The following is a 20,377-nucleotide window of genomic DNA, read 5'->3' as shown; positions in this document are numbered from 1 at the left end:
GGTCAGATCTCCGACTCCTTGGGCAGCAGGAAGGGCGCGCGGTATTCACGACCGAGCAGTGCATTCGCTGCGGCGTTGTCGAGGAAGGATTCCTTGCCGCCATCGGTGCGGAGATGCTGGCCGAGCGTGAGCTTGGTCTTGTCGAGATCGACGCCGGCATCGCTAAGGTAGTGGCGGGTTCGCTCCAGCGTCTCCTGGACGTCGTCATGGACTTTGATTTCGGCGAGACTTTTTGAGATGTCATTGACCGAGGTCTGCGCGCCGAGGCGGTAGGAGACGTTTGCGATGTGGCAGAGGGCGCTGCTTTGATGGCCCTCCTCGATCTCGGCCTTGAGATCGCCCTGCTTGCGGCTGCGCACGGCGCTGAGGAAATTGGCGAAATGGTTCTCCGACTTGCCTTCAAAGGCGCGGACGAGATTGCCCTGGGGGTCGTAGAGGTTGGTGTCTGCGATGATGCCTTCGCTGCCGTAGAAGAACCACATGGACTTGATGGTGGGATGGAAGGGAGCGGATTTCAGGTCGCGAGTTTCGGAGATGATCGTTTTGTCGCCGAAATCGAAGATGCCCACCTGGGAGTTTGGCGTTTCCGCAACATCGGTATAACCGAGGCGGCCGCCGTAGCTGAGCACACTGCGGCCCAGGCCGGTGACGCCGAGGCCCCAGCGGCAAATGTCGAGCGAGTGGACGTTGTTGTTGCCGATCTCGCCGCTGCCGGTGTTCCAGAACCAGTGCCAGTCGTAGTGGAACTTCGGCCGCGTCAGCTTGGGCATAGCCGCGGGTCCGGCCCAGAGATTGTAGTCGCAGCGAGGTGGCATCGCACACTCGGCAGGTCCGCCGATCGAGCCGCGACCGCCGTAGATGATGCTTTTGGCGAGCTTCACCTCGCCGAGCCTTCCTTCGTGCATGTATTTCACCGCTTCGGCCAGGGGACCGCGCGAGCGGTTCTGCGTTCCGCCCTGGCAGATGCGGTCCAGTTTCCGTGCCGCCTGCACCATGCGGCGGCCTTCGACGACATTGTGGCTCACCGGCTTTTCCACATACACATCCTTGCCTGCCTGCATGGCCCAGATGGCGGAGAGCGAGTGCCAGTGATTCGGCGATGCGATGAAGACGACGTCTACTGATTTGTCCTCCAGCACCTTCCGCAGATCCTGCTCTTTCTGTGGCATCGGACGCTTGGCCTGAACGAGGATGTCTCCCACTTCATCTGCACGGTCGAGATCAGGATCGCAGACATAGGCCACGTCGCAGTCGGCGATCTTCACCAATTCTTTGGCGTGGGCCTTCCCGCGAATACCACAACCGATGATGGCAGCAGTGATTTTGTCATTGGCACTGACCAGCTTTGCATCTGCGGAAAAAAGAGGTGCCGGCAGGCTCACGGCTGCGGCGGCCATGAGGGAGTCTTCGAAAAATCGGCGGCGGGTGAGATTGTGCATCGTGGGAGAAGCATACGCAAAAACTGCCCCCGGCTTGCTGCTTCCCGAAAATGAACCAGCCCCCACACGAAGATGTGATCTCGCTGCGAGTTCCCGTCACAGCCTCCGTATTCACCGGTCATGAATCGGTTCCTCGTCATTGCCATTTTCGTTTTAGCCCTGAACGCCTCCGCCGAAGACTGGCCGCAGTTCATGTTTAACTCGGCGCACTCCGGCAACGCGACTGATCGCGATATCGATGCAGACAAACTCCACCTGCAGGGCGGGCTTTCGATGACGGACGGCATTTATACCTCGCCGGTGGTCGCTGGCGGCAAGGTCTATGTCGTCGATGGCTCGGGCTGCGCCGCGTGTTTCGACGCCGCCACGCTCAATGAAGTATGGAGATTTCAAAGCAAGGGCGGGAAGCAGAACGTGAACAACGTGAGTTCACCGGCCATCGTGGGCAATTATTTGCACTTTGGCACTACGGCGGGCACTTATTATGTGCTGGATCGCAACACCGGCGCGGTGACGAAGGAGATCGACTGCGGCGAGCCGGTTTTCAGCACTCCGGTCATAGGCAAGGACCGTGTTTATTTTGCCACGCTAGGCGCGCAGGTGTATGCGGTCACGAACGAAGGCGAAGTGAAATGGAAATGGGACTTCGTGAAGGAAGTCGTCGGATTCGACGGCAACCGCTGGAGCGGCGAGGAGTGGGCGAAGTTCTGTGAGAAGCGCATGCTGGAAACGCTGAAACCGGGAACCAAGCCCACCTCCAGCGACGGGCGTGTGACGTGGAAAGATCACTTCGTCTGCTCGCGCGACATCTGCCTGATCAAGGGCAACACGATCATCATACCCGCGGGAGGACGCACTCTCTTCATCGAAGACACCGGCACTGCGCCAAAGCTGAAAGCCACGGGTGAGATCCCCGAGTGGTCAGGCAAGGAATTTCCTGCGACCTTTGGCCAGAGCGCGGATGATGACGGCAACGTGTATGTGCAGTGGCACCGCCGCGACAATGCGGGACGCGTGGACATCATGCGGCTGGAGGGTGACACGCTGAAAACCGGCGAGTTTGTGTCCGGCACCGACACCAACATCCGCATGGACGGCCTGCTGAGCTTTGCGCCCGTGGCTGTGCGAGGGAAGGATGTTTACCGAGTGCGCCCGGAAAGTGGACGCGGACTCATGCGGCACCGGCTGGACAACAAAGAGGACAAGGGCGAGGTGCTGACGATGGGAGGCTTTATCGCGCCGCCGGTGATCACCAAGAATCACGTTATTGTCGGCGATCTCGATGGATGGCTGCGAATTGAGCCCATTGCGGAACACCTTTCGCGTGCCAGTTCCAGTTCTGCCTCCTCCGCACCTATCTCCGCCCCGGTAGCCGTGGCCGACGGACGGATCTATGTGCCCAGCGAGGATGGCCGCGTGTATGTCTATGGGCCCGGAGCCGCCGAGTACGGACGGCATGACCGCGATGACATCGCCAAAATTCGCAGTCCGCTTACCGGCAAGCTGGCGGCCACCACGTATGATTGGTACACAAACTACGGCAACTTCGCGGGGCAGAACTCGAACAACCAAGGCATCGCGCCACCGCTGCGGATGCGCTGGGCGCGCCGCCTCGAAGGCACGGTGAAGCATCTGCCTGTGTGCGGAGGGGGGCGCCTCTACACGCACACGGCGGAGGGGCAGATCATCGCGTGCGAACAGGACACCGGGCGGCTGCTGTGGCGGAAATGGTGGCCGGATGTTTACCTGTCGTTCACCTCACCGCTCTACATCGACGGAAAGCTCCTGGTTCCGCAGGCAGGAATGACCAAATCGTTCGTGCGCTGTCTGAATGCAACGACGGGAGAGATGCTATGGGAGGCGCCCTTTACTGGCTCACCCAGCTGGAGCCGGCAGTTTCCGCCGGTCGTGGCAGGCAATGTCGCAATCTATGCCAGTGGCACCGGCGACTATGCGCCCCAAGGCAGTGAAAAGCCTTGGACCTTCGGCGGGCCGCCCGTGAAACCTGCCGATGGGCGTGACGTGATGAGCTTCATTTATTCCAATGACAATCCGTACTACCCCACAAACCATCACCCGCGTATCTGGGCCTGGGATCTCGACACTGGCAAAGTTGTCTGGGAAAAGGATTTTTCCGATCAAGGCCGCGGCGGCAATGACTGCGGCATCTGCATTCTCGACGGCAAGCTCTATTACTCCGTCTTCTTCGGCTACGACGCCGACCAGCGAGCGCGCCGCGGCCAGCCAGTGGGAAACAACGGCCTGACGGTCTGCATCGATCCGAAGTCCGGCAAAATCCTCTGGCAGACGAATGAGTACTACGTCACCGCCAAATGCACGCTCAGCGCGCGTGATGGCAAGCTTTACCTCGGTGGCTACAACAAGGCGAACGCAGGCACGGAAGACCGCTTTGTCTGGTGCCTCGACGCGAATACCGGCAAGCTCGTCTGGAAATCCGACGCGGTCACCTCGGCGCTGAACGTGGTGAGCGTGGGTGAAAAATTCATCTTCTCCAATGCTCTGCGTGGCAAAGGGAACATCTTTGACCGCAACACCGGCAAGGTGACCTACAGCATCCTCACGAACTACGCCTGCTGCCGATTCACGCTGAGCGAACCGTATGTTCTTGGCGCGAACATGGACATGATCGACCTTTCGCAGGAAGGGAAACTCGTCTCCACCGGCCCCGCCATCGATTCACGTGAGTGCCTTGGTGCCGTGGTGAGCAATGGGCGCATTTTTTACACCTCGCAGGCCAGTGGTTTTGTGGTCTCGCAGACGTATGGGCCGGAGTCCAAAGAGCTTCCGCCTGCGTGGGAGGTGCGGCCGTCTGCCACAAAATGAGGTTACTTCACCCAGCGAATGCAGGAAGGCATTGGCATCTCGTGAGGAGCGCCCGTTGCGGTGATTTTCCCGCTGGAAGTGTCTATCCGAAAGACAACGACACTGTTTCCCGGCATGTTCGCGCAGAGGAGCCATTGGCCGTCTGGCGTGACCAGCAGATTTTGCGGTCCTTTGCCAAGACTGGGATCGATGGAGAGGAGTGAGAGCGTGCCGTCCGCACCGATGCGGTAGGATGCGATGCTGTCATGGCCGCGATTGGTACCGTAGAGGAACTTGCCATCGGGTGTGACTTTCAAGTCCGCGGTGTAGCTCTTGCCGGTGAAATCACCAGGAAGCGTGGAAAGGGTCTGGCGCTCGGTGAGGGTGCCGGAGGCTGCGGCGTAATCAAAACAGGTCACCGTGTTTGCCAGTTCGTTGATCACATAAACATGCTTCCCATTCGGATGGAAGGTGATGTGGCGGGGGCCGGATGCGGGCTGCAACTTCACGAAGGGCTGGGTTTCGTTGGGCGTCAGCTTGGATGTGGCGGCATCGAGTTGATAGATCAGAATCTTGTCGATGCCGAGATCAGCGGCGAGGGCGAAGCGATTGTCCGGACTGAAGACGATGCTGTGCGCATTGGGTCCTTTTTGGCGTGCGGGATCGGCGCCTGAACCGCTGTGCTGCACAAACGACACCGCCTCTCCCAGCGAGCCGTCTTCTTTCACCGGCAGCGACGCCACACTGCCCGACGCATAGTTTGCCACCACCACTGTACTGCCAGTGGCATCGACATCGAGATAGCACGAAGCCGTACCGCGGGCCGACTGCTGGTTCAGACGCTTCAACTGACCCGAGTCGCGATCCAAAGCATAAGCCGCCACGAACTCATCGTCCGCACCGCCAAACTTCTCGGCGTTGATCGCATAGAGGAATCGCTGGTCGGGCGAGACCGCGAGGAAGAACGGATTCTGAATGTCCGTGGTGCGATGCAGCGGCTGCAAAGCGCCTGCCTTTGAATCAAAATGAAATGCATGAATGCCGGCCTTCTCTCCCGAAGCAAAGGCGGAGACCAAAACAAGGGGTTCTGCAGCAGGCAGCCCGCTGGAACAAATGCACAGGAATCCTGTGAGGAATGACATGACAAGACGCATAAAAATAGAAGTGCTCAGGCAAGAATGTCGGTGACCACATCACCATAGACGTCGGTCAGGCGGAAATCGCGACCGGCATAGCGATAGGTGAGCTTTTCATGATCGAGACCGAGCTGATGCAGAATGGTGGCGTGCAGATCATGGACATGGACTTTCTTTTCGACGGCGTTCATGCCGAGTTCATCTGAAGCGCCGTAGGCCAGGCCGCCTTTGATCCCGCCACCGGCGAGGAGAGTGCTAAAAGCGGTGTGGTGATGATCGCGACCGCGCTTCATCGGGTCGATCTGCTTGTTCTTGTCCTTGTTATCCTGCGAGTAGGGGGTGCGGCCAAACTCACCAGTCCAGACCACGAGCGTATCATCAAGCAGGCCGCGCTGTTTCAGATCGCTGATGAGCGCAGCAGACGCGCGGTCGCTGTCGGCGCAGAGTTCGGGATGTCGCTTGTAGTGGTCGCTGTGAGTGTCCCAGGGCTGGTTGTTGCTGCTGGTGTAATAGACACTGATGTAGCGAACGCCGGACTCCGCCAGCCGCCGCGCGAGGAGGCAGGAGCGGCCGAAGGGTGTGTCTCCATACAGTTCGCGCATTTTGGCAGGCTCACGGCTGATGTCGAAGGCCTCACTGGCGGCGCTCTGCATGCGGTAGGCGGTTTCCATGGATTTGATCTGCGCATCAAGCGCGGAGTCGTTGTCGCGGCGCGCGGCATGGAGCTGATTGAAGCGCTGGATGAGATCGATCTGCCGGCGCTGCTGCGGGACGCTGAGCAAGGGGTTGCGCACGTTGGCGATGAGCTTGTCCACGTTCATGTCTGACGTGATGACGCCGGTGGCCTGGAATTCGGCAGGCAGGAAGGAATTGCTCCACAGAGCCGGCCCCACGACGATGTTCGGCGTGGGACGCAGCACGACGAAACCGGGCAGATTTTCATTTTCACTGCCCAGGCCGTACAACACCCACGAACCGAGAGAGGGGCGGATGGGCTGGATGTTGCCGGTGTTCATCATGAGCAGGGCTGGCTCATGATTGGGAACATCCGTGTGCATGGAGCGGATGACACAGCAGTCGTCGATGATGCTGCCAAGGCGGGGCAGGCTTTCGCTCACCTCAATGCCGCTCTGGCCGCAGCGGTGGAACTGCAATGGCGACGACATGAAGCCGCTGGTGGCCGGCGCCTTGTAGAGCTTGCCGGACGGCTGCTGGCCTTCGTATTTTTTCAACGCGGGCTTTGGATCAAAGGTGTCGATGTGCGAAGGCGCACCGTTCATGAACAGAAAGATCACCCGTTTGGCTCTGGGGGTGACCTGCTGCTGTACCGCGGCCTTTGCCTGTGAGCCCAGCATGCCGGCGAGACCGATCGCGCCGAAGCCGGCGGAGAGGCGCTGCAGGGCGTCGCGGCGGTTCATCGGGGATGTAGCATCAGTCCACATAAAGCATTTCGTTGGAGGCGAGCAGAGCCTGGGCCAGCTGCTGCCAGCCGGTGAGCGTGCTGTCCGCGGCTGTCTCCCGCAAGAAGGTCTGCGCAAGAGCTGCCTCCTCCGCAAGAGGTTCACGGGCAAACAGAAGAGCGTAGATGTGACGGATGCGTGAGGTGTCGTCCGCCGCGCTTTGCTGGATGAGGGAGGCAAGCGCCTTTGACTGCTCAATCATGAACGAGCTGTTCATCAGAAAGAGCTTTTGTGTGGGCGTGGTGCTGCTGGAGCGACGCGCGGCGTGCACGTTGGCATCGGGGTAATCAAACAGCATGAGAGTCTTGTTCAACTCACGGCGGCTGACCTTTGAGTACAGGGTGCGTTTGTGATGCTTCGCGGCATCCAGCTCCATCGAGGCACCGCCTTCGAGTTCCAGGTTTCCGGACACCGCAAGAACGGCATCGCGATACTGCTCGATGCTCAAACGGCGGCGTTCCATGCGCCAGAACTGTTCATTCGCCTGATCGAGGCGGGCATTTGCCATGCTGCCCTGGCTGCTCTGACGGTAGGTGGCGGAAAGCACCAGCTCGCGCATGAGCTTCTTTACGGACCAGCCGTTTTGCATGAAGCGCACGGCGAGATCGTCGAGAAGTTCTGGGTGAGTGGGCTTGTCGCCGGTGGCGCCGAAATTGCTGGTGGTGCGTGCGAGCGGCTTGCCGAAGAGCATGTCCCAAACGCGGTTCACAATCACCCGGGCGGTGAGCGGGTTGGATGCATCCGCGATCTGAGCCGCCAGTTCGCCACGACCGCTGCCTTGCTGGAAATTCACCGGCTTATCCCGGCTGAGCACCTGAAGGTAGCCACGCGGCACTTTGACTGCGCCGGGAGACTCCATGTCTCCCCGGTCATAAACGGGAAGGTCACGCGAAGAAGAGTCATCCCGCACGATGTGAAGCGTGCCGGCATCCATTTTGTCCGCGTTTAATTTGCCGTCTTCGTCCTTGCCATCGGGACGCCGGTTGACCATCTGCACGCTGGCGAAGACACCGGCGAGCGCATAGTAGTCGCGCATGGTGATGGGGTCGAACTTGTGGTCATGACAGCGGGCGCAGCCGACGGTGAGGCCGAGGAAAGTCTGAGATACAGCATCCACTTTTTCCGCCCACTCCTCCGCCTGCACGTCCAGCCGTCCTCGAGCGTAGAGCTTGTGGCCGAGTCCCAGGAAGCCGAGGGCGGGGAGATCCGCTTCGTTTTGAGGCTCGATCAAATCCACCGCGAGCTGCTTCTTGATGAACTCATCGTAGGGCAAGCCGGAGTTGAATGCTGAGATGACCCAGTCGCGATAGCGCCAGGCGTTCGGGTAGTTGAGCGAGGAATTGCCGCCCACCTGATGCGCCTGATCCTCGGCATAGCGGGCCAGATTGAGCCACAGGCTTGCCATGCGCTCGCCAAAGGCGCGGCGCCCGAGAAGACCATCCACCAAGCGCGTGTAGGCGTCTGGCCGGGTATCGGTCACAAACGCGGCGACCTCGTCGGGAGTCGGCGGGAGGCCGGTAAGATCGAGGGTGACGCGGCGGATCAGCGTGCGTGCATCTGCCGGAGCGGCCGGCGTGAGGGAACGCTTTTCCATCTGCGCGAGAATGAAGCGATCCACGCGTTCGCGCGGCCAAGTGGCGTCTTTCACCACTGGCAGTGGCTGCACTTTGGGCGGGACGAATGACCAATGCTGGCGTGCCACGTTCCAATCGATCACAGCCGGAGCCGCGGCCTGCGCTGTGACACAGAGCAGGAGTGCGAGAGTGAGGAAGTGAGAGGACGCGTTGGGCACCCGTCTATTACGCGGGTGTCCGGGTGTTTTTTCGGCCTCAAATCAGGCGATGAGGCCTTTCACAACTTTAGCGGGATTCACGCCTGTGAGGCGGAAATCGAGACCCTGGAAGCGGTAGCTGAGCTTGTTGTGATCGAGGCCGAAGAGATTGAGGATGGTGGCGTGGAAGTCGTGGATGGAGACGGGATCCCGGGCCACGTGCCAGGCGAAGTCGTCTGTCTCGCCATAGACCTGGCCGCCTTTGATGCCGCCGCCGGCCATCCAGAGGCTGAAGGCGTAGGGATGGTGATCGCGCCCGGTGACTTTTTTGAAGCCCTTGCGGTTTTCGCCCAGCGCGGTGCGGCCAAATTCACTGCCCCAGACAACGAGGGTGGTATCGAGCAGGCCACGCTGTTTCAGATCCTTGAGCAGAGCGGCGATGGGCTGATCGACCATCTGGCAATTGTGCGCGAGCTGGGGATCGAGAGCGCTATGATGATCCCACGAGGCGTGGATGATGTTTACGAAGCGGACACCGCGCTCCACCATGCGGCGCGCATTGAGGCAATGGCGTGAGAAGGTCTGAAAGTTGCCAATTCCGCCGAGGTTGCTCTTGATGGGAGGCTCGATGCGGTTCACGCCGTAGGCATCGAGCGTGGCATGGGATTCGCCTTTGAGATCGACTAACTCAGGCGCGGCGCTCTGCATGCGGAAGGCGAGCTCGTAGCTGCTGATGCGGGCGGCGATTTCGGGGTCGCCAATGTGCTTGTGCTGGAGGCGGTTGAGATCATTGAGCGCACGGATGCTGGCGGACTGCATCTGCGGCGTGATGCCATCGGGGTTGTCCAGATTTAAAACCGGCGAGGCGCCGTTGCGGAACATCACCCCCGAATACGAAGAAGGCAGGAAGCCGCTGGACCAGGTGGAGCTGCCGCCGGGGAGGCCGCGGCCTTTGCTGACCATGACGACGTAGGAAGGCAGGTCCTGCGAGAGATTGCCAAGGCCATAGGTGACCCACGAGCCCACGCTGGGACGCCCAAGGCGGGACTCGCCGCAGTTCAGCATGAGCTGGCCGGGGAGATGATTGAACTGATTGGTGTGCATGGAGCGCACCAGGGCGATGTCATCCGCACAGGTGGCGATGTGGGGGAGGAGATCGCTGATGTCCATGCCGCACTGGCCGTGCTTTTTGAAGACGCGGCTGGTGCCCATGACAGTGGCGCTTTCCTTTTGCAGGAACGCGAACTTGGCATTTCCCACGATGGAGTCTGGCAGCGGCTGGCCGTCGTATTTGTTGAGGAGAGGCTTGGGATCAAAGAGATCCATCTGCGAGGGGCCTCCCTCCAGGAAGATGAAGATGCAGCGCTCCGCCTTGGGCGCGAAGTGGGACATGCGCGTGGCCAGCGGACTGGCTGGAATACTGGACTCGGCCGCAAGGAGGCCGTCCTGCTTCAGCAGCGAAGCAAGGGCGAGAGTGCCGAGGCCGCAGGAACTGGTGGCAAGGAAATCGCGGCGGGTCTGAGTGATGAGTTCCTGAGGAGACATGGGGTCAGGCCAGCTCTTTGATCGACTGAAACTCGTTATCGACGAGGTAATGAGGACGGCCGGAGAAATCCGACACCGTGCTGGTGTGAGGATTGATGCCGAGATTGTTGTAGAGAGTGGCGAAAATCTCCTGGAAATGCACGGGACGATCCGAGGCCTCCGCCCCGAGCCGGTCTGTGGCGCCGATGACCTGACCATTCTGCATGCCGCCTCCGGCGAGGAGAGCACAAGAAACAGCGGGCCAGTGATCGCGGCCGCCCTTGTCATTGACGCGAGGCGTGCGCCCAAACTCGCCCCAGGCGAGCACGGTCACATCCTTGTCCATGCCACGCTCATGCAAGTCCTCCACAAGAGCTGAGATCGCCTGATCAAAGTCGGGAAGGTTTTCCTGGGCGTTTTTGAAATTCTGACCGTGCCAGTCCCAGAAGCTGTAGCTGAGAGTGACCACGCGCACACCGGCCTCGACGAGACGGCGTGCGAGCAGGAACTGCTCATTGAGACGCGGCGCGGCATCTCCCTGAATTTTGGCGGTGCCTTTGCCGTAACGCTCGCGGATTTTGGGGGACTCTTTGGAGAGATCGAGCGCATCCACAAGCTGGGAGGAGGTGAGGATGCCATAGGCCTGCTGGCGGAAGACATCGATTCCAGTCATGGTGCCCGAGGCATCGGTTTCACGGCGGAAATTGTCGAAGGCGGAGAGCAGTCCGCGACGGTCACCCAGGCGCTCCAGCGTGACGCCATTGAGGGACATGTCTTCTTTTCCGCGCTCCAGCGGCATGAAGGGCGCATGCGCCACGCCGAGGAAACTTGGACGCCCCTGATTGTAGGGCGTGTGCTTCATCTGCTGCGAGAGATTTACATAGCCGGGTACGGTGGGAGCGCCGCCTTTGAGCTTTGACACCACGCTGCCGATCTCCGGCCAGCCGCCGGGAGGTGCATTGTTGCTGAGGCGGCCGGTGACGCACTGAAAGCTTTCATGCCGGTCCTTGGCCCCTACCACACTTCGAATGAAGGTGAGCTTGTCGGCCATCTTTGCCATGCGCGGCAGGTGCTCGCTGATCTGGATGCCGGGAACATTGGTGGCGATGGGCTTGAAGGGGCCGCGCACCTCCGAGGGCGCGTCCATTTTCAGGTCGTACATGTCCTGATGCGGCGGACCGCCGGGCAGATACACCAAGATGAGCGCCTTCTGCGATTTTCCGCGTCCGAGCTCCGACTCTGCGCGCAGGAGCCCGGGCAGGCTCAGCCCGCCCAGACCAAGCCCGCCGACTCGAAGAAAGGAGCGTCGGGACAGGCCATCGCAGCAGCGGCTGGAAGACTGGCGGGAGAAGAGAGTGAGCATGGGGTCTATACGGCGGCCGGGCGAAAGGTGTTGCTGTGGCGATGCGAGGATGCGGGACTATTCGCGGTTGATGAACTCATCGAGATTCAAGAGCACACGCGCGACGGTGATGAGGGTGGCGGCTTCGACTGGATCTGGCGCAGTGAGGCCACCGAAAGTCTGAAGAGCTGCAGCGCCGCCTTTTTTAACGGAGGCTTTCTGCTCTGCGTGGAAGGCGGTGAGGCGCTGCAGCTCCTCAGAACGAGGGGCGCGGTTCAGGGTGAGTGTGAAGAGGTGCTTCAAGCGGGAGGCGGTGTCCGGAGGAGACTCAGACAAGGCGCGGAGGGCCAGCGAACGGGCAGCCTCCACAAAGACGCCGTCATTCATCATGGTGAGGGCCTGAAGCGGAGTATTGCTGCGGTCACGGCGAACGCAGGCGTCCGCTGCATCGGGGGAGTCGAAGGTGGTGAGCGTGGGATAGAGGACGCTGCGGAGGGTGATGATGTAGAGGCTGCGGCGGTAGATCTCGTCTCCCGGGCTGGCTTTCCAATTGGAAGAGCGGCCGACATCGAAGACGTCTTCCGGCAGCGGCGGGCGGAAGCTGGGGCCGCCGACGGTGCGCTTGAGCAAACCGCTGACGGCGAGGGCGGAGTCGCGCAGGATTTCAGCGTCGAGGCGGATGCGGTTCTGGCGGGCGAGGAGGCAATTGAGAGGATCGATCTCGGCGATGTCCTCACGATGAGCTGAGGACTGGCGGTAGGTGTGGCTCATGACGATGAGCTTGATGAGCTGCTTGCGGCTCCAGCCTTGACGCATGAACTCGGAGGCGAGCCAGTCGAGGAGTTCCGGATGCGAGGGGGACTCGCCTGCGGTGCCGAAGTCATCGGGGGTGCGGACGAGGCCGAAGCCGAAGAACTTGCTCCAGATGTGATTCACTGCGACGCGGCTAGTGAGCGGATGCTGTGGCGAGACGAGCCAGCGCGCGAGATCGAGACGGCCAGGCTCGGGTGCCGCAGACCTGGCCATGGAAGGAAGGGCGGAAAGGCTGGCGGGAATGACATCCGGACCGCGGCGGGTGTAGTCGCCCGCCATGTGTACGTAGGTCTGGCGGCGGTCTTTGGTGACCTCCGCCAGGGCCTGGGCCTTGGTCTCCGGGGCATCGCGGTCTTCGGTGTTGTTGAAGAAGGCGTAGAAGCTGTAGTAGTCACGGATGGTGATGGGGTCGTACTTGTGCGTGTGGCATTGGGCACAGCCGACCGTGAGGCCCATCCAGACGCGGCCGGTGGTGTTGACGCGATCGACAAGGTTTTGATAGCGAGCCTCCTCCTTGTCCACGCCGGCCTCAGTATTCAGCGCGGCATTGCGATGAAAGCCGGTGGCGGTGAGCTGCTCTCGTGTGCGATCTGGCAGGAGATCGCCGGCGATTTGCTGGATGGTGAACTGATCAAATGGCAGGTCGGAATTGAAGGCGCGAATGACCCAGTCGCGATAGAGGTAGGCATTGGGACGGAGGCCATCGCCGAGGAAGCCGTTCGAGTCGGCGTAGCGGGCCATGTCGAGCCAGTGGCGGGCCCAGCGCTCTCCGAACGCTGGCGAAGCGAGGAGGCGGTCCACGACCTGCTCGTAGGTTTTGTCAGACCAGTAAGAGAGCACTGCGAGGTCTGAAGGAGTGGGAGGCAGCCCGGTGAGATCGAGATAAATGCGGCGCAGCAATGCGATGGGCGCGGCAGCAGGGGCGGGCTGAAGGCCGTGGGTGCTCAGCCGTGCTTCAATGAAAGCGTCGATGGGATGGGTGCCGTTGGATGCAGGAACTGGCGGGCGCTTGATCGGCTCGAAGGCCCAGTGGTTTTGGTATTCGGCGCCTTCGGCAATCCAGCGGCGGAAGAGACTGCGCTCCACCTTGGTGAGCTGCTTGGGTGACGAAGGTGGCGGCATCACGTCCGCGGGATCGGTGTGGGTGATGCGCTTCCACAGCTCGCTTTCCTCGGGTTTGCCAGGGCGGATGGCGGACTTCACGGCCTCGGCACGGACATCGAGGCGGAGATCGGCCTCTCGCTTGTCTTCGTCAGGGCCGTGGCAGGCGTAGCATTTGGCGGCGAGGATGGGGCGGATGTCGCGATTGAACTCCACCCGAGTCTCCGCGGCGAAGACGCCGCAGGAAGCTGCAAACACGAATGGAATCACTAGGCGCATGCGTCAGCTCACTTTGAGTTCCGTGAACGCCAGGGTCTGTGTGATCTTTAGCTCGCTTTCCAAGCCGTAGATTTTTGCTGTGATGGTAGCGGCTGACCAGTCGATGTGAAACTGGCCGACATTGGGAAGGTGGTAAGTCTTGGGCACGCAGCGGAGCTTGTTTGGCGTGGGGGAGCCGCGCGGGTGCTTCTGCGTCATGGAGCTGGAGGTGAAGTCGAACACGCCGTTGTTCGAAAACTCGCACCAGTGGCGGTCGCCGCTCAGAATGACGGCGTGATGGCCGCGCAGAAGATTGAGGAGGCGCTGCTGCTCGTGAGGCATGTTGGCCCAGCATTCGCCGCCGTGCGCCTCCGGAGCAAACTGGATGCTGGAGACGATGAGCCGGAGGTCTGCGGGCTGCTGGAGCACCTGCGCCAGCCAGGCCCACTGCGCGGCGCCGAGCATGGTGGTGGAGGTATCATCCGTAGGCACGCAGGAGCCGCCGAGCATGGCCTTGTCTTTGGACACTCTTTTGAGAGGGCTGCGGAAGTAGCGGGTGTCCAGCATGACGATCTGCACACGCTTTCCATCGGGGCCGAAAGTCTGTGTGTGATACACGCCCTCCTGTCTGCGACGAGGAGAGGCGGCGGGCTCATCGAGCCAGTTCCAGAACTCTACCTGCGCCTCTTTTTTGTGCGGGTAGCTGCCGCCGCCGTCGTTTTCGCCGAAGTCGTGGTCATCCCAGGTGGCGAGGAAGGGCTTGTTCTGCAGGCCTTTGAAAAAGCGGCTGTTTTTGAGCAGCGCGTACTTTTCCTTCATCATGGGAATGCCGCCTTTGTCGGCATAGACGTTGTCTCCCATGAAGATGAAGAGATCACGCGGCAGGGTGAGCGTGCGATCGAGCATGGGATGCTCGTGCGTATCAAGGCAGGAGCCGAAAACGATGTCCTGCAACATTGGCTCTTCCGCAGCGTGAGCCGCGATCAAACCGATGGCGGGAAGGCCCGCCAGGAAGCGGCGTCGGCTGTTGAGGCCGGAGAGCGGAGCGGGAGAGGAATTCATGGCACGAGTTTCGCCGCTTCTTCCTTTGCCTTTGCCAGCACCTCTGCGAGCGCGACGGGTTTGCCGCCTTGGCGCAGGCTTTCATCCGCCGCCTCCATGAAGGTGAAGATTTCGATCGTTTCGGCTTCGCTCACCGGAGGCTCGCCGGTGCGGAAGAATTTGCCAATCTGACGGCACAGCGCCTCATAACTCACGGTCTTACCGCCCTGCTGAATGCTTTTGCTGCCATAGACCGTGGCGCCGAACTCCGCCTTGCCCTTCACGATGCCGCGGTAGGTGCCGACGCGGCCGTCCTTCCAAGTGCCAGTGGCCTGATCGCCGGCCACGCCCTTCGTGCGGGAGACGGTTTCGCAGCCGGTGCCCATGAGCATGAAGAGAGACTCGATGCCATGGATGGCGTAGAAAAAGAGATCCGGCGTGCCGCTCTGGTAGGAGCATGGCCCCCAAGTGGTGACGCCAAGGATGTCGCCGACTTCGGCGTTGCCTTTCAAAGGCACGAGATCGGGACTGAACCGCGAGGATGAGCTCGACCAGGTTTTGACGTTGTGTTTTTTTGCCAGCTCAAAGAGGGCGATGGCCTCCGGGAGTGTGCCGGCGATGGGTTTGTCGATGTAAACGAGCTTGCCGGATTTGAAGACTTCCCGCGCCTCCTTCAGATGGATGCGGCCATCGACGCTCTCAATGAGCACGACGTCCACTTTTTCGAGCAACTTTGGAATGGAGTCCACGATCTCCACTCCCATGCCGCGCACCTGCTCGGTGAACTTGGCCACGCGGTCCTTGCTGGCGGGCATGTCGGTGCCGCCGGGATAACCTGCCACCACTTTGATGCCCGCGAGCTCGCCATCGGCTTTCGGGTTGTTGAAGAGTTTTGTAAATGCAGGCACATGCGAGGTATCGAGGCCGATGATGCCGGCGCGAAGAGGCTTGAGCGTGTCTTGGGAAAAGACCGAGCCTGCGAGACTGAGAAAGAGCGCCGAGGCGAGAGGGAGAATGTGTTTCATCGTGGCTGACAGTTACGCATTGAAGGCTAGCGGTTGATCAGGTGATCAACCCCTGGATATCGATGAGGTGAAGCTGTCGGCCTTGCCCCTCCTGAGGAGCATCGATGCAGACCCAGCGCTCGTCGCGGCTGGAGCGGGGGTGATTGTCCACCCGCCATTCGCCGCTGTATTCGCGGGGAGAGTGGAACTCACCGAGGTCGATGCGCTTGTTCGTAGCGATCTGATACAGATGCGGAGTCTGAATGCGGCGGACCCCTTTGGGGTAGGTGTCGTTGAGGATCCACTCGTTATTGTGGAGGTAAGTGAGGTGGCCACCGCTGTCGAGCACGCCGTGACCGATCTCCGAGACGATGCCGCTGTCCTTGTCTTCGAAGAGGAAGTCTCCCCACTCTTTGTTGCCGAGCCAGTCTTTGGCCTGGGAGAGGATGTGGGTGGAGTCGCGCCAGATGAAGTGGGAGGCATAGCCATTGGGAATGACGATGCGGAGATCGCTGCCATCCATGTTTGCCGTGATGAGACGCGTCAGGTGGCCGTTCTTGGGCTGCGTCCAGCGGTGCAGCATGATGAAGCGTTTGCCATCAGGACTGACGAGAAGGTGGTAGGCGTGGTGTTTGGAGTCGGGGAGGTTCTGCATGATTTCCCCCGTCTTGGACAGGATCTCGTGAGAGACGATGACCTTTGATGCGCCGGTTTCGAGATTCACGTGGGTAACGCCGCTGCCTGCCGGGGCCATTTCGTCGAAGAAGCGATCTTTGATGCCTGCATAGCCGTAGCCGGGGCGGCAGTCCGCCACACGGGCAAAATCGCAGCTCACGGCTTCTTTGCCATTCGGAGCGAGGGCGTAGACGGGGCTGGGGAGGGTGTGCTTCTCGCCGGTTTTGACATCGAGAATGTGGCTGACGAACTGGTCCTTCTCGCGGTCGTTCCAGATCACTTTCGATTCGGTGCCAGGGATCCACTGCAGCATGCAGCCCTGCTGCCAGCACCAGGCGCGGGTCTTGCCGAGAGGAATCCATTTGTCGTTCTCGTGGAGATCGACCATGCCGACCTCGATCTCGTCATCGGCGGTGGGAGAGCGGTGCTCGAAGCTAACCTTGTTGCTGAGCACGAAGCGGTTGTCTGGCGAGAACTGGAGCTTGTCGTAGTAGCCGAACCAGTGGAAGCCGGGGCCCTTGGTGATGACGCGGACGGGCGGAAACTTTGGAGCCTCCTGCCCGCGCGCGGCGAGAGAGCCGAGGGCAAGGGAGGAAAGGAACTGACGGCGGGTGGGAAGGGATGTCATGACTGAAATGCTGATCCTTTATTTTTTGGCGGCTTTGGCATCCAGCTCCGCCAGCTTGAAGCGGACGCTGACGATGTAGGGCGACTCGCCTTCCGTCCAATGGCCGTAGGTGGTGGTGACGATGGTGTCGTCTGGTAGCAGCTCGATTCCGGGATAGGTGCAGTCGGCGCCTTTGGTGTTGTCCATGATGCGGACGCGATACTGGCCTTCGGTGCCATTGACGATGTCCTCGTATTTGCCCACCCAGCCGACCCAGTCGCCTTTGGTGGAGCTGACGTGAGTGGTGTCGCGGAAGCTGATGAAGAGACGGCCATCGTGAGTGTATTTGGCGACGTGGCGGTCTCCGGTGAGGGCGGCGGGGAGTTCCTTGGGCTCGCTCCAGGTCTGGCCTTCGTCGTTCGAGAAGATGACGAAGGAGTTGTACTTGCGGGAGTTTTCGCGGAGAAGAACGGCGATCTGCTTGCCATCGGGCGAACGCAGCGCGCCGGGCTCGCAGAGGTTGGCGTCTGGCAGCATGGCGATGGGCGTGGGCGCGCTCCATGTGAGGCCGCCGTCCTTGGAGAGTGTGGTGTAAACCCAGAAGCGCCAGGCTTTGGCCGGTGCGCCGCGGATGTAGCGGCCGTCATCATGGAAGAAGGCGAGGTAGTGACCCGGGGTTTTGAGATCGATCACGGTGCCCATGGTGACGATGCCGCCAAAATTGCCGATGGGGGCGAGTTCGCTCCAGTTGGCGCCGTCGTCTTCGGTGACGGCCATTCGGATGGGATAAAGGCCGCTGAACATGATGATGCGCTTCTTGCCATTCGCATCGACGACGCGATGCAGAGTGGGCACTTCAAGCGAGGTCTCCCATGATTTGGGAGTCGGGAGGCGGTCGCTCCAGGTAAGGCCGGTGTCCGTGCTGCGCTTGTAAACAATGGGGCCGCGGCCGTGGCCTTTGGGATAGACGATGAGCATCGTCTTGTTGTCCTCAAGAAGGTAAGTCGTCGGGTGGCCAAGGTATTGGCCTTTCTCCTGATCCACGATGACCTGGCGCTCTTTTTCGCCGCTGATATCCACCACGGGAATGGAGTAGCCGGGAGCGAGCTTGGTTTTGAGATTCTTCGGCGGAGTCAGCGTGACGTCGGCTTTTTGCAGACCATTTTGCGCAAGTGCTGAGGTGAGCAGAAGCGGTACGAGAGCGGCGAGGATACGAAGGTGCATGATGGGAGGCAAACGGACGACTCCGCGCAGGCATTGCAAAGGAAACTCGCTGGTCCATTTATCTCACCAGCGGCGTCCGGCGGCTCAGACGCCGAGCAGCTTGGTCATCGGATGGCCTTCGTTTTGGTCGATGCGTTCGGGGCGGCCCTTGTGATTGTACACGAGCTTCGTGTGGTCGATTCCCATCAGGTAGAGGATGGTCGAGTGCAGATCGTGCACATGGAGGCGGTCTTCAACGGCATAGAGGCCGAGTTCGTCGGTGGCGCCGTAGGTCTGGCCGCCTTTCACGCCGCCGCCGGCCATCCACATGGTGAAGCCGGTGGGGTTATGGTCGCGGCCGTCTCCCTGCTCGCTCATCGGGGTGCGGCCAAATTCGCCGCCCCAGATCACGAGTGTTTCGTCGAGCAGCCCGCGGGCTTTGAGATCTGATAGCAGGCCTGCGATGGGACGGTCCACGGCATTGCAAAGCTTGGAGTGGTTCACCTCGATGCCCTTGTGACTGTCCCACTTGCTGCCAGCGCCGCTGTAGAGCTGGATGAAGCGCACGCCGTTTTCGACCAGACGGCGGGCGAGCAGGCAGTTGCGGCCATAGACAGCAGTGGCCTCATTGTCCATGCCGTAGAGTTTTTTGGTGGCCTCGGTCTCCTTGCTGAGATCCACGGCCTGCGGTGCCTCGGCCTGCATTTTGTAGGCGAGCTCATAACCGCGGATGCGGGCGTCCAGCTCGGTATTGCTGGCGCGGGAGGCGCCGTAGTCGCGGTTCAGTTCGCCGAGGAGGTCGAGCTTGTCGCGCTGGCGTTTGCGGTCCACGCCCTTGGGGTTGTCGAGGTATTTGATGGGGACGCCGTCGGAGTTGAACTCGACGCCTTGATACACGGCGGGCATGAAGCCGTTGCCCCAGTTGCGCACGCCATTGACCACGGTGGCCTCGCTGTCCTTGATGACGACGAAGCCGGGGAGATTTTGGTTTTCGGTACCGAGGCCGTAGGAGGCCCAGGCACCGAGAGAGGGCCGGCCGCCGAAGACGGAGCCGGTGTTCATGGAGCAGACACCACCTGCGTGATTGATGCCGCTGGAAGCGCAGGAATGAATGACAGCAAGGTCATCCGCATGCTGCGCCACATTTTGAAACCAGTCGGAGATCCAGAGACCGCTCTGACCGTGCTGCTTCCAGGTGCGCTTGCACTCCAGCAGCGGGGATTTCGTCTCGCCCATGGCGGTGATGGGCGGCTTGAAGCTGGAGGGAAGCTGCTGGCCGGCGAGCTTGTTGAGGAGGGGTTTGTAATCGAAGGTGTCGAGATGGCTGGGACCGCCCTCCATGAAGAGGAAAATCACGCTCTTCGCCTTGGCGATGCGCTGCGGCAGCGGAGAGGCGGCGGAGCTTTGCGCTCCCATCAAACCGGCGAGCGCCACGGAGCCAAAGCCGCAGCCGGCGGTCTGGAGGAACTCGCGGCGCGTGCTGGGGATGTCAAAACGGTTGCAGCTCATGGTTCTGAAGGTTGATACGGTGGATGAAAACTCTCTTCTTCACCCAAAAGGCCGCTGGGCGACCGTTTTGGACAAAAAAAGTGCGGCTCTCTCAAACGAGCTTCCAGCCCATCGCAGCATTGATCTTGTTCACAATCTGACCTCGGCGAACCGGTGAAACACTGCCGCGTTTGCGGGTGAGCTTGGATTTCTCGACCAGCCACAGGGCATCGCAGCGACAAAGGGTTTCCCAATCGAGCCCATCCGAGCCATTCAATCTGACCTCAGTTTCTTTGGGCGGACGGCTGGCCCGCTGCGTGGAGCAAAGCAACACATTCACCCACTCGGCTTTTGCGACACGGTCCGGATGTGAAACAATCACGGCAGGATGCGAGCCCGCCCCTTCAAAATCATAGGTGTAAATATCCCATGCCTTCATACTTCGTCCGGGCGTGGAATGCGTTGCTTGCGGGCGAGAGTGGACTCGGCCCGGTTGGCCTCAGAAGTGTAAAGATGCTTCAGTGTGCCCGGAGGAAATATTTCCCCTTCTGTTTCCTGAAGCTTGCGAAGGCCTGCCCGAACCACCTCGCTGGCGTTGTTATAGCGGCCGGAGGAGATGAGCTGCTTGATGAAGCTCTCAAAATGAGCGGTAAGCGCGACGTTCATGATGACAACTATTGTCATTAGATGGC

At 60.7% G+C, this 20,377-nt stretch carries 15 protein-coding genes; 1 reads left to right on the top strand and 14 read right to left on the bottom strand.

The window, feature by feature from the left end; all coding sequences use genetic code 11:
* Positions 1-2 precede the first annotated feature (2 nt).
* Entirely contained in the window at positions 3-1,439 is a 1,437-nt protein-coding gene (locus tag ACILSR_RS26180) for a Gfo/Idh/MocA family protein (RefSeq protein ID WP_395752770.1), read from the bottom strand.
* A gap of 120 nt (positions 1,440-1,559) precedes the next feature.
* On the opposite strand from ACILSR_RS26180, the gene ACILSR_RS26175 reads away from it, so the two are divergent.
* Positions 1,560-4,283 (top strand): PQQ-binding-like beta-propeller repeat protein, encoded by a 2,724-nt coding sequence (locus ACILSR_RS26175; protein WP_395752769.1) that lies wholly within the window; start codon positions 1,560-1,562, stop codon positions 4,281-4,283.
* A 2-nt stretch (positions 4,284-4,285) separates the two neighbouring features.
* On the opposite strand, the gene ACILSR_RS26170 is transcribed toward ACILSR_RS26175, so the two are convergent.
* The 13 genes from ACILSR_RS26170 to ACILSR_RS26110 form a co-directional block, all read right to left on the bottom strand.
* Positions 4,286-5,404, bottom strand: a complete 1,119-nt coding sequence (locus ACILSR_RS26170; RefSeq protein ID WP_395752768.1) for a lactonase family protein — start codon at positions 5,402-5,404, stop codon at positions 4,286-4,288.
* A 26-nt stretch (positions 5,405-5,430) separates the two neighbouring features.
* The gene (locus tag ACILSR_RS26165; protein ID WP_395752767.1) at positions 5,431-6,816 is read right to left on the bottom strand and encodes a DUF1501 domain-containing protein; all 1,386 of its coding nucleotides are present in this window, start codon (positions 6,814-6,816) and stop codon (positions 5,431-5,433) included.
* Positions 6,817-6,829: 13 nt separating this feature from the next.
* Complete coding sequence (locus tag ACILSR_RS26160; RefSeq protein ID WP_395752766.1) at positions 6,830-8,650, bottom strand: DUF1549 and DUF1553 domain-containing protein; 1,821 nt, start codon at positions 8,648-8,650, stop codon at positions 6,830-6,832.
* A gap of 42 nt (positions 8,651-8,692) precedes the next feature.
* The gene (locus ACILSR_RS26155; protein ID WP_395752765.1) at positions 8,693-10,174 is read right to left on the bottom strand and encodes a DUF1501 domain-containing protein; all 1,482 of its coding nucleotides are present in this window, start codon (positions 10,172-10,174) and stop codon (positions 8,693-8,695) included.
* 4 nt (positions 10,175-10,178) lie between these two features.
* Positions 10,179-11,516, bottom strand: coding sequence for a DUF1501 domain-containing protein (locus tag ACILSR_RS26150; RefSeq protein ID WP_395752764.1), 1,338 nt, complete (start codon positions 11,514-11,516; stop codon positions 10,179-10,181).
* A gap of 57 nt (positions 11,517-11,573) precedes the next feature.
* On the bottom strand, positions 11,574-13,688 hold the full coding sequence (locus ACILSR_RS26145) for a PSD1 and planctomycete cytochrome C domain-containing protein (protein ID WP_395752763.1): 2,115 nt from the start codon (positions 13,686-13,688) through the stop codon (positions 11,574-11,576).
* A gap of 3 nt (positions 13,689-13,691) precedes the next feature.
* Positions 13,692-14,729 carry an alkaline phosphatase D family protein gene (locus ACILSR_RS26140; protein ID WP_395752762.1) on the bottom strand — a complete coding sequence of 346 codons (1,038 nt, stop codon included), beginning with the start codon at positions 14,727-14,729 and terminating at the stop codon, positions 13,692-13,694.
* On the bottom strand, positions 14,726-15,733 hold the full coding sequence (locus ACILSR_RS26135) for a Gfo/Idh/MocA family protein (protein WP_395752761.1): 1,008 nt from the start codon (positions 15,731-15,733) through the stop codon (positions 14,726-14,728). The genes ACILSR_RS26140 and ACILSR_RS26135 overlap by 4 nt, the downstream gene beginning before the upstream one ends.
* Before the next feature lie 37 nt (positions 15,734-15,770).
* Positions 15,771-17,015: a hypothetical protein gene (locus ACILSR_RS26130; RefSeq protein WP_395752760.1), complete on the bottom strand. Its 1,245-nt coding sequence runs from the start codon at positions 17,013-17,015 to the stop codon at positions 15,771-15,773.
* A gap of 18 nt (positions 17,016-17,033) precedes the next feature.
* On the bottom strand, positions 17,034-18,218 hold the full coding sequence (locus tag ACILSR_RS26125; protein ID WP_395752759.1) for a sialidase family protein: 1,185 nt from the start codon (positions 18,216-18,218) through the stop codon (positions 17,034-17,036).
* 84 nt (positions 18,219-18,302) lie between these two features.
* Complete coding sequence (locus ACILSR_RS26120) at positions 18,303-19,706, bottom strand: DUF1501 domain-containing protein (RefSeq protein WP_395752758.1); 1,404 nt, start codon at positions 19,704-19,706, stop codon at positions 18,303-18,305.
* 91 nt (positions 19,707-19,797) lie between these two features.
* Positions 19,798-20,124, bottom strand: coding sequence for a type II toxin-antitoxin system PemK/MazF family toxin (locus ACILSR_RS26115; protein WP_395752757.1), 327 nt, complete (start codon positions 20,122-20,124; stop codon positions 19,798-19,800).
* The gene (locus ACILSR_RS26110; RefSeq protein WP_395752756.1) at positions 20,121-20,351 is read right to left on the bottom strand and encodes a type II toxin-antitoxin system ParD family antitoxin; all 231 of its coding nucleotides are present in this window, start codon (positions 20,349-20,351) and stop codon (positions 20,121-20,123) included. The genes ACILSR_RS26115 and ACILSR_RS26110 overlap by 4 nt, the downstream gene beginning before the upstream one ends.
* Positions 20,352-20,377 lie beyond the last annotated feature (26 nt).

Source organism: Prosthecobacter sp., assembly GCF_044222565.1.
Taxonomy (GTDB): domain Bacteria; phylum Verrucomicrobiota; class Verrucomicrobiia; order Verrucomicrobiales; family Verrucomicrobiaceae; genus Prosthecobacter.
Note: the sequence above shows the minus strand (reverse complement) of the source record. Positions and strands in the feature narration are given on the sequence as shown.

Excerpts from the sequence above, each read along its gene's own strand:
- ACILSR_RS26180 (WP_395752770.1), bottom strand. The coding sequence starts at position 1,439 with ATGCACAATCTCACCCGCCGCCGATTTTTCGAAGACTCCCTCATGGCC.
- ACILSR_RS26175 (WP_395752769.1), top strand. The coding sequence starts at position 1,560 with ATGAATCGGTTCCTCGTCATTGCCATTTTCGTTTTAGCCCTGAACGCC.
- ACILSR_RS26170 (WP_395752768.1), bottom strand. The coding sequence starts at position 5,404 with ATGTCATTCCTCACAGGATTCCTGTGCATTTGTTCCAGCGGGCTGCCT.
- ACILSR_RS26165 (WP_395752767.1), bottom strand. The coding sequence starts at position 6,816 with ATGAACCGCCGCGACGCCCTGCAGCGCCTCTCCGCCGGCTTCGGCGCG.
- ACILSR_RS26155 (WP_395752765.1), bottom strand. The coding sequence starts at position 10,174 with ATGTCTCCTCAGGAACTCATCACTCAGACCCGCCGCGATTTCCTTGCC.
- ACILSR_RS26150 (WP_395752764.1), bottom strand. The coding sequence starts at position 11,516 with ATGCTCACTCTCTTCTCCCGCCAGTCTTCCAGCCGCTGCTGCGATGGC.
- ACILSR_RS26145 (WP_395752763.1), bottom strand. The coding sequence starts at position 13,688 with ATGCGCCTAGTGATTCCATTCGTGTTTGCAGCTTCCTGCGGCGTCTTC.
- ACILSR_RS26140 (WP_395752762.1), bottom strand. The coding sequence starts at position 14,729 with ATGAATTCCTCTCCCGCTCCGCTCTCCGGCCTCAACAGCCGACGCCGC.
- ACILSR_RS26135 (WP_395752761.1), bottom strand. The coding sequence starts at position 15,733 with ATGAAACACATTCTCCCTCTCGCCTCGGCGCTCTTTCTCAGTCTCGCA.
- ACILSR_RS26130 (WP_395752760.1), bottom strand. The coding sequence starts at position 17,015 with ATGACATCCCTTCCCACCCGCCGTCAGTTCCTTTCCTCCCTTGCCCTC.
- ACILSR_RS26125 (WP_395752759.1), bottom strand. The coding sequence starts at position 18,218 with ATGCACCTTCGTATCCTCGCCGCTCTCGTACCGCTTCTGCTCACCTCA.
- ACILSR_RS26120 (WP_395752758.1), bottom strand. The coding sequence starts at position 19,706 with ATGAGCTGCAACCGTTTTGACATCCCCAGCACGCGCCGCGAGTTCCTC.
- ACILSR_RS26115 (WP_395752757.1), bottom strand. The coding sequence starts at position 20,124 with ATGAAGGCATGGGATATTTACACCTATGATTTTGAAGGGGCGGGCTCG.
- ACILSR_RS26110 (WP_395752756.1), bottom strand. The coding sequence starts at position 20,351 with ATGAACGTCGCGCTTACCGCTCATTTTGAGAGCTTCATCAAGCAGCTC.